The sequence below is a fragment of the Halomicroarcula saliterrae genome (assembly GCF_031624395.1).
Lineage (GTDB): Archaea > Halobacteriota > Halobacteria > Halobacteriales > Haloarculaceae > Haloarcula > Haloarcula saliterrae.
The window spans coordinates 220,566-237,842 of the sequence record NZ_JAMQON010000005.1; the positions used below are offsets into that span (position 1 = coordinate 220,566).

Here is a 17,277-nt window from a genome sequence, read left to right on the forward strand (position 1 = left end):
CCGCGTGCGAATCCGTTGCACAGGACACCAGCCCGGTTAGCTCCCCCGGTATGTCGTGTATCCGCCCGGCGACAGCAAGAGCGGTACGTGGTAGTGTTCCTCCGGGTCGTCGATGCGAAACCGGACCGGGACTGTTTCGAGAAAGCTCGACTCGGCCGACTGCTCCCTGTAGTACGCGCCCACGTCGAACAGCAACTGGTAGGTTCCCGCCGCCATCTGTTCGGGCGTCAACAACGGCTCGTCGAGCCTGCCGTCTTCGTTCGTCGTCCCGCTGGTCACCGTCTCCATATCGCCCGACTCGTCCAGTCGCTGGAGTGTCACCTCCACGCCGGGCGCCGGCCCTTCACTGCCCGTATCGAGGACGTGTGTCGTGAGCCCGGCGCTCATTCGGTCTCCGCCTCCAGATCGTCGCGGTCCATGGAGAACTGCTGGAAGCCGGTCGGGACGTCCGGCTCGCGCAGCACCTTGGCGTCACCCTCCAGGTCGTCCCGGACGCCGATCCACGTCCGGTTGTTGGCCTCGAAGCCGACCGTTTCGAGTTGCGGGAAGCGTTCGAGCACCCGGAGCCCGACCTGGTAGATGAGGTCCTGTATCGAGTTGACGTCGAGTTCGTCGAACACGACCTGTGCGATATCACGCACCTGTTCCGCGGGCACGTACTGGTCCGACTCCGGGGCGAGCGCGGCTCCGGCGTCGGCGTAGCTCCAGAAGATATCCATCGCCACATACAGCGTCCGGTTTTCCCGTTCGGGGAGCGTCGTGTACTCGTCTTGCACGAAGCCAGTGAAGGAGTTGTCTTTGACCTTGACGAGTTCGATGTCCGTCACCCCGCTGCGCTGGTCTTCGAGTACCGGGCCGTCTTCGCCGCTGTCGAGAACGAGTTCTCCGTAGGCTGACTCACCGTCCGCGACGCCGAAAACGAGCTCGCTCTCGTCGAAGCCGTCCTCGTCGGGGACTAGCCGCTCCTCGAAAGGGATTTCTGTAGCCGATATCTCGACCGATTCCATCTGCTCGTACGTCTCCAGCAGGGCTGTGCCGACGTGTTCGAGGAACCCCTCGAGCGTCGCGCCCTCGTACTCGCCCACGTGGTGGTGGACGAAGTTCTTCATCGAGTCAGTCGCGACCACCATGCTGTTGTCGCCCTCGCTGAACGACGGAAGGAAGGCCTCACCTTCGACCCGGACACGGACGTCCATCCCGAAGAGGGTGTTCGGCCGTCCGTCGAAGGACGACTCCGGAATCGTCTCGATGCCCTCCAGCGGGGTCGCGTACGTGCGATAGACTCTGATTTTCTCCTTCCCGTAGTTCATCGTCCGACCCTCGTCGCTCTGTGAATCGCGGGTCATCGGTCAGTGCCGCTCCATCCGAGTGACGGTGTCTGCAGTCACGTTTCGGTTCGACATATTTGCGATTGGTAGCACACGATTTGTCATCGTCTATCGCTAATTCCTGTGTCCTTGTACAAGTATCTTTGTTTACAGCCACATATATCCAATACTAGCGTTAGAATCTGTCCCACGGGGATGCGAGGAGAAAACCCGCGAGTTCAGTCGCGCGTCACCGACGAGTCGACGATGTCATCCAGACGCAGTCGAGCGATTTTGTGAACCTCCGAGAGAGCGGTTTCGAACTCCTCCTGCTCCGATTGCTCGACCCGCTGTTCCATCGCCGCTCTGATCGCTTCCGGTGACTCGTTTTTGACCGCCATGATGAACGGGAAGCCAAAACGGTCCCGGTACAGGTCGTTCAGCCGCTGGAACTCCTCGTACAGTTCGGGACGCAACTGGTCGAGGCCGGCCGAGGACTGTTCGGCCGCAGACGCGTCCGTCATCTCGGTCTGCTCACCGAGGTCGGGATGAGCGCGCAGTAGCTCCAGCCGGCGCTCGTGCGATGCGTCCCGGACCACCGCTTCGAGCGCTGTCGCGACATCGGTGACGGACTCGAAAGGCTGGTCCGCGTACGCGCCTCGGGCGACCCAGGGTGACTCTTCGTACACGCCACCGAGGACAGCTACGAAGCGGTCCCTATCCAATTCGTTGAGTTCGGCTATGTTCGTGTCTGGCATATGTTGACCGGCTTCCCATTGACGGAGTATCTATCTCTGGTATACAAATGTTTTGGAATATAGCTCAGAAATCAAAATCACTACTCAGAATCGGAATCAAGTGAAACACCTAGCGTAATATAAGGGTGGTAATGGAGAACACTCAAATCTCTCATCTCGGAAACGGCAGGCATGAGTGGTCCAGCAGCCACCGATAGCGACTCCGTCGTACTGTATGGTATCGAAGACAAACCGCCCCTCGGGAAAGCGATACCGCTTGGCATCCAGCACGTGCTGACGATGTTCCTCGGGAACGTCGCGCCACCGCTCATCCTCGCCGGCGCAATCGGGACAGTGACGGGTGAGACGACGTTCCTCGTGCAGATGGCTCTCATTGTCGCCGGCGTCGCGACGATCGTCCAGGCCTTTCCAATCGGCCCGGTCGGCGCCCGGCTCCCCGTCGTGATGGGCACCAGTTTCGCGTTTCTCGGCCCGCTCATCGCCATCGGCAACGAGTTCGGTATCGCCGCAGTGTTCGGCGCGGCGCTGGTCGCCGCCCCCGTCGAGGTGGCGATGGGGCTCTCGCTCGACCGGTTCAGGAACTACTTCCCGCCGCTGGTCACTGGCATCGTGGTGATGCTCATCGGGCTCACGTTGATTCCGACCGGCATGAACTACGCGGCCGGAGCCTCCGCCGGTCCGTCGGCCGAGGGGTACGGCTCGTTCGCTAATCTCGGGCTCGCGGGACTGGTGCTGATTATCACTGTCGGACTCAATCAGTTCTTCGACGGCTTCCTCCGGGTCATCAGCGTCTTCGCCGGCATCGTCGTCGGCTACGTCGCGGCACTCGCCATGGGGATGGTCGACCTCTCGGCCGTCGCGGCCGCCGGCTGGATCACGGTCCCGACGCCCCTGAAGTACGGCCTTACCTTCGAGCCCAGCGCGATACTCACTGTCGCGTTCCTCTACCTCATCACGGGCATAGAGACCATCGGTGATATCTCCGGCACGGTCTCGGCCACCGGACGAGACGCCGACGAAAAGGAACTGCGCGGCGGGCTTATCGCCGACGGCGTGATGAGCGCCTTCGCTGCGATCTTCAACGCGATGCCGAACACGTCGTACTCCCAGAACGTCGGCCTCGTCAACTTCACCGGCGTCGCGAGCCGATACGTCGTCGGCATCGGGGGTGTGGTGTTGCTCGTTCTCGGGTTCGTTCCGAAAGTCGGGGCGATAGTTTCGGCGATGCCGGATGCCGTCCTCGGCGGCGGCGCGCTGATTCTGTTCGCGATGATCTTCGCCTCGGGTGCCCGTCTCATCGCCCAGAACGTCACGTTGAATCACCGCAACTCTACGATTCTGGCGCTCTCGATGGCGCTCGGGCTGGGCGTGGCGTTCCGACCGGAGGTCCTCCAGCAGTTCCCGACCGAAGTGCAGACGCTGTTCGGGTCCGCGCTGGTGACGGGCGGGCTGTCGGCACTTGTGCTCAATGTCGTCATCCCCGGCGGCGGTGTCGGTACGGGACCGACCGCACACACGGACGGACTGGACCCTGATTCAGCGGCTAATATCGGGCCCGACGCGTCCGGAACGGTGGATGACGACTGAGAGCCAGCAACCCACGGTAACGTCCTGCACGCGAGGTCGCTCGTCGTGGTAACTCTCGGTACGCTCATCAAAGGGGGGACTGTCGTTACCGGGGATGCGATGTTCGACGCGGCGGTCGGTATCAGTGATGGCACTATCGCGGGTATCGGGATGCCGGAGGCGCTTCCGCGGGCAGAGAGGTTCGGCCCGCCGGCCAAAGGCCGAATCGAACCCGGCGTCACCGACCTCGTCGTGTTCGACCCGGCGGCGACGTACACCATCTCGGCCGGTCGGAACTACCCGAACGCCGGCGAGATTCCGGACTGGAGCGCGTGAGAGTGGTTCCACAAAAGTTTTTTATACTATACAAGATTACATCGGTTGGATGATATTATCTGGCACAGTACTGGCAGATTCCAGTACGATTATCGAGGATGGTGCCGTTGTCGTTACCGATTCCGAAATTGTTGCTGTCGGAGAGCGTGACGCGGTCGTCCCGGAGTTTCCGGCCCTCGACGAGCAGCGCTACGACGTGCTCATGCCCGGGCTGGTGGGGAGTCACATTCACTCCGTGCAGAGTCTCGGACGAGGGATGTCGGATGACCGGGAGCTGCTCGACTGGCTGTTCGACTACATCCTGCCGATGGAGGCGACACTGAGCGCGGACGAGATGGAGGTGGCCGCCCGGCTGGGGTATCTGGAACTGATCGAGACGGGGACGACCACGGCCATCGACCACCTCTCGGTGTCCCACGCCGAACGGGCCTTCGAAGCGGCCGGCGACATGGGTATCCGCGGCCTGCTCGGCAAAGTGCTGATGGACCGTCGGTCGCCAGTCGGGTTGCTCGAAGAGACGGAGGCGGCCCTCGCGGAGTCGGAGGCGTTGATTCGGGAGTATCACGGCGCCTTCGACGATCGGATTCGCTACGCGGTCACCCCTCGGTTCGCGGTCACGTGCAGTGAGGCGTGTCTCCGCGGCGCCCGGGAGCTCGCCGACGCCTACGACGGCGTGCGAATCCACACACACGCCAGCGAGAACCACGACGAAATCGAGACCGTCAGAGCCGACACCGGCAAGCGGAACATCCACTGGCTCCACGAAGTCGGACTCACGGGTGAGGACGTGGTGCTGGCCCACTGTGTGTGGACCGACGAGTCTGAACGCGAACTGCTGGCCGAGACCGGCACGCACGTCACGCACTGTCCGTCCTCGAACATGAAACTCGCCAGCGGTATCGCCCCAGTCGTGGACTATCTCGACCGCGACATCAACGTCGCGCTCGGCAACGACGGACCGCCGTGTAACAACACGCTCGACCCGTTCACGGAGATGAAACAGGCGAGCACCCTGCAGAAGGTCGACCAGCTCGACCCGACGGCGGCGCCCGTCGAGACGATTTTCGAGATGGCGACGATAAACGGCGCCGAGGCCGCGGGCTTTGACCGTCTCGGCAAGCTCAAGCCCGGCTGGCGGGCCGATATCGTCGGGCTCTCGACGGACACGACGCGCGCGACGCCGCTCCACGACATCCTGTCGTACGTCGTGTTCGCGGCCCGCGGCGAGGACGTGCAGTTCACGATGGTCGACGGCTCGGTCCTCATGGAACAGGGCGAGGTGGTCGTAGCCGATGCCGACGATATCAGGGCGGCGGCTCACGAGGTGGCAGCGTCGCTGGACCTGTCGGACGCGCGGATCCAGGCCCGGAAACAGAAACCCTGACGGACCGCTCGGTTACAGTTCGGCGACTGCCGTCTCGACTATCTCCGCACACCGGTCCCAGTACTTCGGCGTGTGGCCGGCGTTGTGCGGCGTGATGTGACAGTTCTCCAGCTCCCACAGCGGGCTGTCGGCCGGCAGGGGCTCGGGCGCCGTCACGTCCAGCGCCGCCCCGCGGATCTTGTTGGTCCGTAGCGCGTCGACCAGCGCGTCGGTGTCGACGATCTCACCGCGCGCGACGTTGACAAGCGTCGCGTGCGTCGGCAGTAACAACAGCGCCTCCTCGTCGACGAGCTCGGCCGTCAGCTCGGTCAGCGGGCAGGCCAACACGAGATGGTCCGTCCGAGCCAGTGCGTCGTGGATGGCGTCGTCCTCGAACCCGATGACCTCGTCGGCGGGGCCGCCCTTCGACGGGGTGTACCGGACACCGACCGTCGTCACATCGAAGGCGTTCAGTCGGTCGACGATGGTCCGGCCGATTGGTCCCTGCCCGACGACGGTCGCGGTCGAGCCTTTGAGTTCGCCCGCCTGGTAATGGTTCCACGAGGAGCGCTGCTCCTGTCGCCACCCCTGGTCGAGCCGACGGACGAAGGTGAGGACGTTTCCGAGCACCTGCTCGGCGATGTTCGGCCCGTGGACACCCGACGCGTTCTCCACGGTAACGCCGTTGGCTTCGAGTGTCTCCAGCGGGAGGTGGCCGGTGCCAGCGAACGTACAGATGAACAGCGACAGCGAATCAGCGGACTCGACTTGCGCCTCGGAAATCTGGTAGCCGGTGGCGACAGTCGCCGTCTCCAGCAGTTCGGCTTTCTCCGCCGGGGTCCGTGCGAGCGCGATGTCGTATTCCGGGAGCGTCTCTCGCAGGGCCGCGGCGTAGTCGGCCGCGGAGAGGCCGTGGATCTTGTGATCCAGCACGACGATGTCCGTCATCGCTGTGGCCCCACTGGCGGTCGGTCACTGCTCGGTTCGGTCCGGTCGATGGCTGAAGTGAGTTCGTACATAGCTGGTCTGTCTTCGAGTGCCCGACTCGCGCGGCTGGCCGACCGCCGTCGGGTCGACGGAGCTGTCGGTCTCACGGGCGGGGCCAATCCTGCATCGCGGCAGTGGCATCGGGCCGTTACGACAGACCAGATTACGGATAGATATAAAAATAATTCGTTCTGCCCGCCCGTTCGGGGGCGGTATCCGCGATTTGTCTGACGAAAGTTACGCGATAGTCACGCGTCGGTGGCCGAGAAAAGTGATTTGTAAACGTACGACTCCAGAAGCGCCAGCCGATAGTCAGCTGACGCTTTCTTGTTGTCGAGCACGGCGTCAGCGTCGATGGCGTCTCCCGCGACAGACGCTGCTTCCTCGAGGGTGTCTGAATCGAGCGAGCGGCCGGTCAGTGCCTGTTCGGCGGCGGTGAGCCTGACAGCGCTCTCCTGGAGCCCGTTCACCGCGACGGTCGCAGCCCGGCACTCGCCCCGAGCGGCCCCGTCGAACGTCAGGTCTGTCGCGACGCCGACGATAGCGTTCCCGGACGCGGGCTCTTTTCGTTTCGCGTACCCGCCGCCCCGCTCGCCGTCGACGGTCGGCAGCTCGATGGCGGTGACAATCTCGGTGTCAGTGAGAGCCGTCCGACGGGCCCCGCGGACGAACTCCGCGATGGGTATCGACCGGCTCCCGTCGGAGCCCCGGACGTGAATCTCACACCCTGCGGCCAGTAGCGCTCCCTCGTAGTCGTAGCCGGGGTGGGCTCGGGCGAGGTTGCCACCGACGGTCGCGAAGTTGTGGACCTGCCGACCGCCGGTGATATGAGCGACGGTCCGGGGCACGACGGGGACCGCCGCATCGAGAACCGATGATTCGAGCACCTCGCGATGGGTAGTGAGCGCACCGATTCTGACCGCCCCGTCGCTTCGCTCGATTCCCCGGAGCCGGTCGAGCCGACCGATGTCGACGACCGTTTCGGGGGTCAGCTCCCGTTTTTTCAGTGCCGGAATGAGGCCGTGGCCGCCGGCCAACAGCGTCGCCTCGGGCTCGGTTGCGAGCAGTTCGACCGCGTGTTCGACGCTCTCCGCTCGGTGGTAGTCGAATTCGTCGGCGTGCATGGGTTACTCGGACCCTCCCTCGGCCATCGCTCGCCAGACCATCTCCGGGGTGACCGGCGGCGTCATGGGCTCGGTGTCGAACGGTTCGAGCGCGTCCGCGATGGCGTTCATGATGGCGCCGGGCGCGGCGATGGCGCCCGATTCACCCATCCCCTTGGCTCCATGTGGAGTGTGTGGCGACGGCGTTTCGGTGCTCTCGACCGTTATCTCGGGGATATGCTCGGCCTTCGGAAGCGTGTAGCCACCGCTCGACCCGAGCGTTTCGTCCCGCAACGCGTCCGACAGCAGTGTTCCGTCGCTATCGTACTCGACGTCCTCGTAGAGAGTCTGTCCGATGCCCTGGGCGATACCGCCGACGACCTGTCCCTCGACGATGTCGGGGTTGAGCTGGACGCCGCAGTCCTCTGTCGCGACGTAGTCGTGGAACTCGATGGCGCCGGTATCGGGGTCGAGTTCGACCACGGCGACGTGCGTGCCGAACGACCACGTCCGCGTCTCCGGGTCGAAGTAGGTCTGCTCTTCGAGCCCGGGCTCTAACTCGTCCGGAACTGCCGCGCCCATGTGGGCTTGTGCCGCGATTTCCTGAAACGAAAGCGACTGCTCGGACGCCCCGTGAAAGGCGCCGTCGTCGAACGCGACAGTGTCTACGGGCACGTCCCACTCGTCGGCTGCTATCTGCCGTCCCTTCTCGATTATCTTGCGACAGCTCTCGGTGATGGCGCTCCCACACAACGCTGCGGTCCGGCTGGCGAAGGTCCCGACGCCGTCGCTGACTTCCTTCGTGGAGTTCTCGACGACACTGACGTCGTCGAACGGGACACCGAACTCCGTTGTGGCGATCTGTGCCAGTGACGTCTCGTGGCCCTGGCCGTGGTTCGCGCCGCCGGAGTACACAGTCACCTCTCCGCCCGGGTGGACTTGCACGCGGCCGTACCCCCAGGTCGGGACATCGAGTTCGCCACACGGCCCCAGCGCCGCGCCCTCGATGTAGGAGCAGAGCCCGACGCCGAGGTACCGATTCTCGTCCCGTAGCGCCTCTTTCCGGGCCTGGACCGCTTCGTAGTCGACGGCCTCCAGCCCCATCTCGAAGTTCCGGGCGTAGTCCCCGCTGTCGTAGACGGCCCCGGTCGCGTTCTCGTAGGGAAACTGGTCCGGGTCGACGAAGTTCCGGCGACGGACCTCCGCCGGGTCCAGCCCGGCTTGCTTCGCGACGCGGGTGACGAGCCGTTCCAGCATCATGATCATCTCCGTCCCCGTGACGCCGCGGTATGCGTCGACACGGGCTTTGTTCGTCACGACGCCGGTGACGTGGGAGTACACCGCCGGTACGTCGTACTGCCCCGGCAACACCGAGTTCCCCGACTGAGCGAGTCCGCAGGCCCCGCGGGCGACCCACGCGCCGAGGTCGTAGCGGATATCGGCCCGCAGCGCCAGGATGTCGCCGGCTTCGCCGAGTGCAATCTCCCAGGTCCCCTCGTAGCCGCGGCCGTCGTTCTCGACGAGCTGGTTCTCCGTTCGGCTCGCCCGCCATCTGACCGGTTCCGACAGGTCGAGCGCACACCAGCCCACGAGGACATCGGCGGGATAGGGATGCTGACGGGCCCCGAACCCACCGCCCATGTCCGGGACGGTCACGTCCACCTTGTGTTCGGGATGATGGAGCATCTGTGACAGCAACCGACGGTAGCCGTGGGGAATCTGCGTCGTCGCGACGAACTCCAGCGTGTCCATCGACGGGTCGTGGACGGCGACGGCCGCACGGGGTTCCAGCGGACACGGCGAGACCCGCTGTGGCTCCTTTTCGAGCTCGGCGGTGTAGGCAGCCGTCTCGAAGTTGGCCTGTGTCTGTGCCTCGTCCCCGCTGGCGCCCTCGAACACGATATTGTCGGCGACGTCGTCGTGGAGCACCGGCGCGTCGTCGGCGAGCGCCGCCTCTGCGGTCATGACTGGTTCGAGCGTGTCGTAGGTCACGTCGATGTCGTCGAGCGCGTCCCGGGCCGCTCGCTGGTCCGTGCCGACTACTACGCCGATGATTTCGCCGTGATACCGGGCTCTGTCGGTCGCGATGGAGCGCTGGAGGTAGGCGTCGTCAGGATACGGGACGCCCTTCATCGGCGCGGCGTACAGCGAGAACGGCTCCGGCGTCGGTGTCTCACTGGCTTCGATATCCGCCGCGGTGTAGACGGCGACGACATCCGAGCGGGCCCGCGCCGCGCTCGCGTCGATGCTGAATCGCGCGTGGGCCTTCTCGCTGCGGAGGAACTGTACGTGCAACGCGTTCGGCACGGCGAAATCGTCGGTCCCGGTCGAGTTGCCGGTGAGCACTCTGCGGTCCTCGTTGCGGCTGACACTCTCGCCGATTCCGCCGTCCGGATTCACCGTCGTCATCGGTGCGACTCGTCCAGTGCCTCCGCCGCGACTTCCACGGCGTCGACGATGTTCTCGTAACCCGTGCAACGGCAGAGGTTCCCCTGCAGCGCATCACTGCGAATCTCCTCGCGCGAGGGGTTCTCGTGGCTATCGAGGTACTCGTCGACGGCCATGACCATACCCGGCGTACAGTAGCCACATTGCAAGGCGTGTTCCTCGGTGAAGGCGGTCTGAAGGTCCCCGAGGACGCCCTCCTCGCTCACTCCCGCGACGGTGACGATTTCCGCGCCGTCGGCCTGAGCGGTAAGGCGCGTACAGGACTTCAGGGCTTTGCCGTCCGACCGGACCGTGCAGGCGCCACAGATGCTCGATTCACAGCCGATGTTGATTTCCGTACAGTCGAGCCGGTTCCGCAACGTCTGGGACAGCAGTTCCCTGGGTTCGACTTCGACCTCGTGTGACTCGCCGTTGACGGTCAGAGTCACGTCTAGTTTATCTGCGACCATTCTCTTGACAAACTACCTTTGTAGCACCAGTTAATAAAGTTTGTATGGCCACTACTGGACGAACTTGCTAAAAATAGCCGTATTCCAAAACGAATCGTGTCTTATTTCGCGGAGAGTCAGTCGCCGGCGCGCTTACCACGGGCGACCCCGCCCTCAAGGGTCCGGACGCTCGTGGATAGGACCGTCGGCTGTCCGGAGGTGGGTCGGCGTCTTCCCGTTTCGGACGGCAAGCAGTTCGGCGGCGATGCTCTGTGCGATCTGGTGTGGCGAGCCGCCACCGAGGTCGAGGCCCACTGGCGCGTACACGCGTTCGAGGTCCGTCCCCGGTGACGGGTCGAGTTCGGCCACCAGCTTCTCGTACCGGTCAGTCGGTCCCAACAGGCCGATATACGGGGCCGGCGAGGCCAGCAGCCGTTCGACGGTGAGACAGTCGTCGACGAAATTGTGGGTCATCACGACAGCGTACGTGCGCTCGGTCAGGTCGAGGCGCTCGTCGATTCTGGCCGGTGCAGTCGTGAGCGTGCGGTCCGCATCGACGAACCGAGCGGCCATGTCGACACCGCCACGGAACCCGACGACCGTAACGCGGAAACCGGCGTCGGTACCGGCGTGGACTACCGGCCCGACGTCGTGCCCGCTCCCGAAGACGACGAGTTCGGGCACGGGCTCGACCACGTCGACGAACACGCGAAGCGACCGCCCGTCGCTCGTCTGGGTCGTGACCGCTGGCCGCCCGCGAGCAACCAGCTCGTCGGCCCGTTCAAGCAGCGTCTGCCCGCCCCAGGCGTCGCGTGTGCTGCCGTCACGGGGCTCCAGTGTTCCCGTCTCCGGCCGGTAGTACGCCCTGCTGCCCGGCTCGAGCGGTCCCGTCTCGTCCGCGAGCACGGTGAGGACGCCGAGGTGGCGTCGGTCCCCGAACGCCTCGACGACGGGACGGTACCGCTCCGAGAGCGGTTCGAGCAAGACGGTAACGACTCCTTCACAGCCGACGCCGAGGCCCCAGGTCTCGCTCTCGTCGCTAGTGAGGTCGTAGGAGCGCAGTTCCGGTTCGCCGCTCTCCCTGACTCGGCGGCTCGCGTCTGCGAGGTCGGTCTCCAGACACCCGGCCGTGATAGAGCCGGTGGCGGCTGTCCCCTCGAACAGCATCTTGGCCCCCGGCCGCCGGTAGGCGCTCCCACGGACATCGACGACGGTGGCGACGGCAGCCGCATCGTCAGTCCCGAAACGGTCCCTGAGACGGCGCCGAAAAACGGGTTCCGGGGCGCTCCAGTTGGTCCGCTGCATCACTCTCATCACACTGTTACTCTCGTCGTTATTAAACACTCGTGTTGATATCTGGCTACGTTATCGAGATACCGGCGGGAGTAAGGGCTAAAATAGAACGTTCACTCGTACCCGGTCCGGGAGACGAGGTCAGCCGCCGTCGCGGAGGCCCGGGCGAGGACATCGTCGACCGACTCGTCGAACGAGCGGATATCGCGGTCGCGCATCACGACCTCGCCGGCACAGACGACGGTTTCGACTTCGAACCCCTGGGCCGCGTGGACGAGGGCGAACACCGGGTCCGGGGCTGGCGTCAGATGCGGGTGGTCCATGTCGACGATGGCGATATCGGCCTGTTTCCCGACCGCGAGCGAGCCGAGTGACTCGCCGCGGCCTATCGCCCGGGCAGCGTCGATAGTGATCATGTCGAACGCCGTCTGGGCCGGGACCACGCCGGCGTCGCGATGGTATCCCTTGTGGCCACCGGCCATCGCACGGACGTCGCCGAGGGGGTTGACGGTGTCGCTCAGAATCGAGTTGTCGGTCCCGAGCCCGACGGTGACGCCGCTTTCGAGCATCGTCCGGACCGGCGCATAGCCGGTCGCGAGGCGCATGTTCGCCATGTAGTTGTGTGCCACGGCGGTGTCGGTCCGTTCGAGGAGTCGTACGTCGCTCGTAGAGAGCTGGACGCAGTGGCCCAGCAGGGTCCGCTCGCCGAGATACCCGACGTTACGGAGATACTCGATACTCGATATCGAACGCTGTTCCTGGGCCTCGGCTTCGGCGACGTGTGCCGTCGTCATCACGTCGTGCTTTTCGGCGAGTTCGTACGCCTCGCGAAACCCCTGGTTGGTCGTCGTCTCGACCACGACCGGCGCGGGCCAGACCGCCTGCCGTCCGTCCGCAGTCCCGTGATACGTTTCGATGAGCGAGTCGACCGCTGCGACGACATCGTCGGTCGCCTCGACGAACGCGTCTATCGGGGGGTGGTCGACGTCGTCTTCGCGGGCCTGAACGTCGGTGACGAGCCGCTGAAACTCGTCGTCGGCCGGCCGGTCGACCATCCCCGCACCGTAGACGTTGCGGATACCAGCCCGCTCGTACGCATCGAGTTTCGCCTCGATAGTCGCCCAGTCGTCCCAGACAACCTCGGTGTCGTTTTCGACGAACGTCGTGACGCCGGCCCGAATCGCTTCGATGCAGTACAGCATCGCGGCGGTCTCGTGTTCCTCGGGCGCCATCGCGAGGGTCCCGGGCCGCTTGACGTTGTACAGCCAGTCGAGCAGGCCACGGTCCTCGGCGAAGGAGCCACGCAACAGGATATCGGAGACGTGGGTGTGTGGGTTGACCAGTCCGGGGATAACAGCACAGCCAGACGCGTCTATCACCTCGTCGGCGTCGGACGCCGGGACCAACTCCTCCGTGGGACCGACAGCGACGATTCGACCGTCCTCGACGGCGACAGCACCGTCCTCTATGACTGTCCGCTGGTCGTCCTGTGTCACCACCCGCCCATCGCGAATCAGCAGGTCAGTCATGGCCCCACTCGAACGCAGGCAGTCGCGAGTCACAGCCCGTCCGCTGCGGGTCGGTACACAGCCGGTTTCGGAAAGGTAGCACACCGGTACTCGCACAGCTCGATAGAAATACCTGCTCGATTCGTCATCTTTTGCGAGCGGACCGGGAGCAACGGAACGGAACCGCCGATATCGGCTCGGAAAATTTCACATTGCGATGAGTTCCATATTTCGGGAGTGAGAGTGGATATACAGACACAAAACTGTGCGAATATCGCCAATTTAGGTGGTATTATATGCTACTGGTGTCACCTTTTCAGATAACCGGATAGTATGACCGAAGACGCATTTGTCCAGATGGAAGACATCACGAAGACGTTCCCGGGTGTCGTCGCGAACAACGAAGTGTCGCTGTCGATTCAGAACGGGGAGATACATGGGCTCCTCGGAGAGAACGGCGCGGGCAAGAGCACGCTGATGAAAATCCTGTACGGGCTCTATTCGGCCGATGAGGGGCGGGTGCTCCTCGACGGCGAGCCGCTCGAACTGTCGTCGCCACAGGACGCTATCGACGCCGGGATCGGGATGGTCCACCAACACTTCAAGCTGATTCCGCGGCTCTCCGTCTCGAAGAACATCGTGCTCGGGATGCGTGAGCCGGCCTCGAAGTTCCGTGGCGACGACGACGGGTGGCTCTCCTCGCTGACGAACAGTCGGCCGCTGACCGAGCTCGCGACGCGGTTCACGCTCGGTCTCGACGAGCCCGAGACGAAAATCCAGTCGCTGGCCGACGACTACGGTTTCGATATCGACGTCTCCTCGAAAGTCTGGGAGCTCGGCGTCGGCGAGCGCCAGCGGGTCGAGATACTGAAGGCGCTCTATCGGGACGTCGACCTGCTCATCCTCGACGAACCCACGGCGGTGCTCACCCCGGCGGAGGCCGACCGGCTGTTCGACACGCTCCGGGAACTCGCCGACCAGGGACTCTCGATTATCATCATCACGCACAAACTCGACGAAGTCGACGCGGTCACCGACCGGGTCACCATCCTGCGCGATGGAGAGGGGGTCGGAACGGTCGACACCGCCGACGTGGAGGCCGACGATCTGGCGCGGATGATGGTTGGGCGTGACGTCCTGTTCACCGTCGACAAGGAGCCGGTCCAAACGGGCCAGACCGTCCTGGAAGCGGACGGGCTGTGGGCGGAGGACGACCGGGGCATCGATGCACTATCGGGAGTCGACCTGACCGTTCACGAGGGCGAAGTCGTCGGCCTCGCCGGTGTCAGTGGGAACGGACAGAAAGAACTCGCGGAGACGCTGGTCGGCGTCCGCGATACGACCGCCGGGTCGATTACCCTCGACGGGGAGGACCTGACCCACGCCTCGCCCCGGACCTTCATCGACAGTGGCGTCTCGTTCGTCCCGGAAGACCGCCACGTCGAGGGGTGTGCCGGCGGTCTGTCTGTCATGCACAACGCGGTGATGAAAGGGTACGTCGACGAAACGTTCTCCGACGGCCCGTGGCTCGATTACGAGGCGACCGCCGACTACGCGGAGCGGCTCGTCGAGGAGTTCGACGTTCGCGGGATTAGCGACGTCAGAGACATCACCGCAGGCGAGCTCTCCGGCGGGAACCTCCAGAAGCTCATCCTGGCCCGCGAGATGGTTCGAGAGCCGGACCTCCTGGTCGCCAACCAGCCCACGCGGGGAGTCGACGTCGGGGCCATCGAGTTCATCCGGGAGCGACTCATCGAACAGCGCAAACAGGGGACCGGCATCCTGTTGCTCTCGGAGGACTTAGACGAGATATTCGACCTCAGCGACCGGATTCTGGTCATCTACGAGGGCGAAATCGTCTACGAGGCGACGCCGGAGGAGACCTCGCGGCGCCGCATCGGGCTGGAGATGAACGGCGGAGAGGCTCAGACCCAGTCACAGCAGGTGGCAGCGGACGGAGGGTGTACCGACTCCCGATGAAACTGGACGTGGAACTCACCCCGAGAGAGGAGGTCCCGCGCTGGATGGGGTACGGGACGCCGGTGTTTACTATCCTGGCGGCGCTGGCTGTCAGCGCTGTCGCCCTGGTGGCCCTCGACGTGAGCCCACTGGCCGCGTACCGCATTATGTTCGTCCAGACGCTGACGACGAGTTTCGGGCTGACGGAGACAGTCGCGAAGGCGGTGCCGCTGATATTCGTCGGGCTGGCGGTGTACCTTCCGCTCAAGGCCCAGCTGTGGAACATCGGCGCGGAGGGACAGCTGTTTCTGGGTGCCATCGCCGGCACCTGGGTCGGGGTCAACGTCTCCCTCCCGACGTACGCCCTGTTGCCGCTGATGTTCGTCGCCGGGGGGCTGGCCGGCGCCGTCTGGATTGCGGTGCCGGCGTGGCTGCGCGCGAAACTCGGCATCAACGAGATTATCACCACGCTGTTGTTCGTCTTCATCGCCACCGAGATCAAGAACTACCTCGTCCGCGGTCCGATGCAGGCGCCGGGTGCGAACTTCCCGCAGACACCAGGGCTTCCCGCCGCAGCGCGACTGCCCGACCTCCCGATAGTCGGCTTTCCCGCCGGCATCGTCCTCGCCATCGCGCTCGTCGGTCTGATACACGTACTCCTCAACTACACCCGACTGGGATTCGAGATCACGTTTATCGGTGCGAACGACGAGGCCGCCGAACACGCGGGGATGAGCAAGTTCAAGATCTACATGATAGTGCTGCTGAGCGGCGGTGCCATCGCGGGCTTTGCCGGCGTCAGCGAGATGGCCGGAGTCCAGGGTCGCCTGCGGGCGCAGTTCGCACCCGGATACGGGTTCACGGCGATTCCAATCGCCCTGCTCGGTCGCAACGGAGCCGTGCAGGTGATGCTCGCGGCGCTGTTCTTCGCGGTGTTGTTCGTCGGCGGGTCGAGCATCCAGACCCTGCTGAGCGTGCCGGCGGCCATCGTCAACATCATCCAGGCGCTCGTGATCCTCTTTCTGATCACGGCCGAGTTCTTCAAGCAGTACAGCATCGACCTGTCGCTCACGAAGCGGCCGGACTCGAACGCCGCTGGTCGTGTCGAGGGTGACCTCTGATGGCCGGCCTGGTCACCGGCCTGGCGAACGCGACGGTCAACGCCAGCACGGTGCTCATACTGGCTGGCCTCGGCGAACTCATCAGCGAGCGCGCCGGCGTCCTCAACCTGGGCGTCGAGGGCATCATGCTCGTTGGAGCGCTGTCGGGCTTTGTCACTGCGTTCGTGACCGGCAGTTACTGGCTCGGCTTCGGCGTCGCGATCCTCGCGGGCGGCCTCATCTCGCTGGTCCACGCCTTCTTGTGTATCTCGCTGAACTCCGACCAGGCGGTCAGCGGCATCATGTTGACCTTGCTCGGGACCGGCCTGACGACGTACTTCGGCAACAGTTGGTCCGGCAAGTCCATCTCGGGGTTCCCGGAACGGACGCTGCCGCTCGTCGGTGAGTACCTGGTCGAGATACCGATCCTCGGCACCGCGCTGTTCCAGAGCACCGTCACCGACTACGCTGCCTTGCTGCTCGTGCCAGTCGTCTGGCTGTTCCTCTACCGGACCAACATCGGCCTGGAACTCGTCTCGGTCGGGGAAGACCCCGAGACCGCGGACACGATGGGCGTCGATGTGTTCAAGATGCGGTATCTGGCGGTCGTACTCGGCGGGATGTTCGCCGGGGCTGCCGGCGCGCACCTCTCGCTGGCGTTCAACGAGATCTGGTCGGCGTCGATGACTTCGGGACGGGGATGGATCGCCGTGGCGCTGGTCATCTTCGCCCGCTGGCGCCCGGAACGCATCCTGCTGGGGGCGTACCTCTTTGGCCTGTTCAACGCCCTGCAGCTGTACTCACAGGGGCTGGACATCACGCTCGGGACCGGCGTTCCGCTGGCCGGACTCCTCAACCCGGTCCTCAACTTCGTGTTGAATCCGACCATAATGTCGACGTACCCCTACATCGTGACGCTGCTCGTGCTGGTCCTGACGGTTTTCAGAGCCGAAAACCGCGAGCTTGCACAGCCGTCCGCGCTGGTCCAGTCCTACAGCCGGGAGCTGGACTAGGGGACGTCGCAATAACAAAGGCATTGGTAATATTTAAGTTTCTTTGATTTAAAGTGGGCGTGTAATCGAAAGTGCGCACAAGGTACAGACATATGTTGGTAATAAGCT

The 17,277-nt window shown here is 64.3% G+C and carries 15 protein-coding genes; 6 read left to right on the forward strand and 9 right to left on the reverse strand.

What is annotated here, in order from left to right; translation table 11 throughout:
* Positions 1-36: 36 nt before the first annotated feature.
* The 3 genes from uraH to uraD all read right to left on the reverse strand — a co-directional run bounded on the left by uraH (position 37) and on the right by uraD (position 2,065).
* The gene (uraH, locus tag NDI56_RS17155; protein ID WP_310920908.1) at positions 37-387 is read right to left on the reverse strand and encodes a hydroxyisourate hydrolase; all 351 of its coding nucleotides are present in this window, start codon (positions 385-387) and stop codon (positions 37-39) included.
* Positions 384-1,346 carry a factor-independent urate hydroxylase gene (gene pucL, locus NDI56_RS17160; protein ID WP_310920909.1) on the reverse strand — a complete coding sequence of 321 codons (963 nt, stop codon included), beginning with the start codon at positions 1,344-1,346 and terminating at the stop codon, positions 384-386. The genes uraH and pucL overlap by 4 nt, the downstream gene beginning before the upstream one ends.
* Before the next feature lie 200 nt (positions 1,347-1,546).
* Entirely contained in the window at positions 1,547-2,065 is a 519-nt protein-coding gene (uraD, locus tag NDI56_RS17165) for a 2-oxo-4-hydroxy-4-carboxy-5-ureidoimidazoline decarboxylase (protein ID WP_310920910.1), read from the reverse strand.
* A 171-nt stretch (positions 2,066-2,236) separates the two neighbouring features.
* Between uraD and NDI56_RS17170 the strand changes: the two genes are divergently transcribed.
* From NDI56_RS17170 to NDI56_RS17180, 3 genes are read left to right on the forward strand one after another with little or no spacing between them, the layout of a single operon-like run.
* Positions 2,237-3,652, forward strand: a complete 1,416-nt coding sequence (locus tag NDI56_RS17170; protein WP_310920911.1) for a uracil-xanthine permease family protein — start codon at positions 2,237-2,239, stop codon at positions 3,650-3,652.
* A gap of 45 nt (positions 3,653-3,697) precedes the next feature.
* Positions 3,698-3,967, forward strand: a complete 270-nt coding sequence (locus NDI56_RS17175) for a hypothetical protein (RefSeq protein WP_310920912.1) — start codon at positions 3,698-3,700, stop codon at positions 3,965-3,967.
* A gap of 49 nt (positions 3,968-4,016) precedes the next feature.
* Positions 4,017-5,351, forward strand: a complete 1,335-nt coding sequence (locus tag NDI56_RS17180) for a 5'-deoxyadenosine deaminase (RefSeq protein ID WP_310920913.1) — start codon at positions 4,017-4,019, stop codon at positions 5,349-5,351.
* Positions 5,352-5,363: 12 nt separating this feature from the next.
* Here NDI56_RS17180 and NDI56_RS17185 read toward each other — a convergent pair whose 3' ends face one another.
* The 6 genes from NDI56_RS17185 to NDI56_RS17210 all read right to left on the reverse strand — a co-directional run bounded on the left by NDI56_RS17185 (position 5,364) and on the right by NDI56_RS17210 (position 13,118).
* Complete coding sequence (locus tag NDI56_RS17185) at positions 5,364-6,278, reverse strand: D-2-hydroxyacid dehydrogenase (RefSeq protein ID WP_310920914.1); 915 nt, start codon at positions 6,276-6,278, stop codon at positions 5,364-5,366.
* A 287-nt stretch (positions 6,279-6,565) separates the two neighbouring features.
* On the reverse strand, positions 6,566-7,441 hold the full coding sequence (locus tag NDI56_RS17190; RefSeq protein ID WP_310920915.1) for an FAD binding domain-containing protein: 876 nt from the start codon (positions 7,439-7,441) through the stop codon (positions 6,566-6,568).
* A 3-nt stretch (positions 7,442-7,444) separates the two neighbouring features.
* A complete protein-coding gene (locus NDI56_RS17195; protein WP_310920916.1) occupies positions 7,445-9,829 on the reverse strand; it encodes a xanthine dehydrogenase family protein molybdopterin-binding subunit in 2,385 nt (794 codons plus the stop codon).
* Positions 9,826-10,317: a (2Fe-2S)-binding protein gene (locus tag NDI56_RS17200; RefSeq protein ID WP_310920917.1), complete on the reverse strand. Its 492-nt coding sequence runs from the start codon at positions 10,315-10,317 to the stop codon at positions 9,826-9,828. The genes NDI56_RS17195 and NDI56_RS17200 overlap by 4 nt, the downstream gene beginning before the upstream one ends.
* 153 nt (positions 10,318-10,470) lie before the next feature.
* Entirely contained in the window at positions 10,471-11,601 is a 1,131-nt protein-coding gene (locus NDI56_RS17205) for an XdhC family protein (RefSeq protein ID WP_310920918.1), read from the reverse strand.
* A 101-nt stretch (positions 11,602-11,702) separates the two neighbouring features.
* Complete coding sequence (locus NDI56_RS17210) at positions 11,703-13,118, reverse strand: amidohydrolase family protein (RefSeq protein WP_310920919.1); 1,416 nt, start codon at positions 13,116-13,118, stop codon at positions 11,703-11,705.
* Positions 13,119-13,430: 312 nt separating this feature from the next.
* Between NDI56_RS17210 and NDI56_RS17215 the strand changes: the two genes are divergently transcribed.
* Genes NDI56_RS17215 through NDI56_RS17225 form a run of 3 tightly spaced genes read left to right on the forward strand, consistent with a single transcriptional unit; the run spans position 13,431 to position 17,169 of the window.
* Positions 13,431-15,077 (forward strand): ABC transporter ATP-binding protein, encoded by a 1,647-nt coding sequence (locus NDI56_RS17215; protein WP_310920920.1) that lies wholly within the window; start codon positions 13,431-13,433, stop codon positions 15,075-15,077.
* Positions 15,074-16,177 carry an ABC transporter permease gene (locus NDI56_RS17220; protein WP_310920921.1) on the forward strand — a complete coding sequence of 368 codons (1,104 nt, stop codon included), beginning with the start codon at positions 15,074-15,076 and terminating at the stop codon, positions 16,175-16,177. Before NDI56_RS17215 ends, NDI56_RS17220 begins: the two co-directional genes overlap by 4 nt.
* Positions 16,177-17,169: an ABC transporter permease gene (locus NDI56_RS17225; protein ID WP_310920922.1), complete on the forward strand. Its 993-nt coding sequence runs from the start codon at positions 16,177-16,179 to the stop codon at positions 17,167-17,169. The genes NDI56_RS17220 and NDI56_RS17225 overlap by 1 nt, the downstream gene beginning before the upstream one ends.
* Positions 17,170-17,277 lie beyond the last annotated feature (108 nt).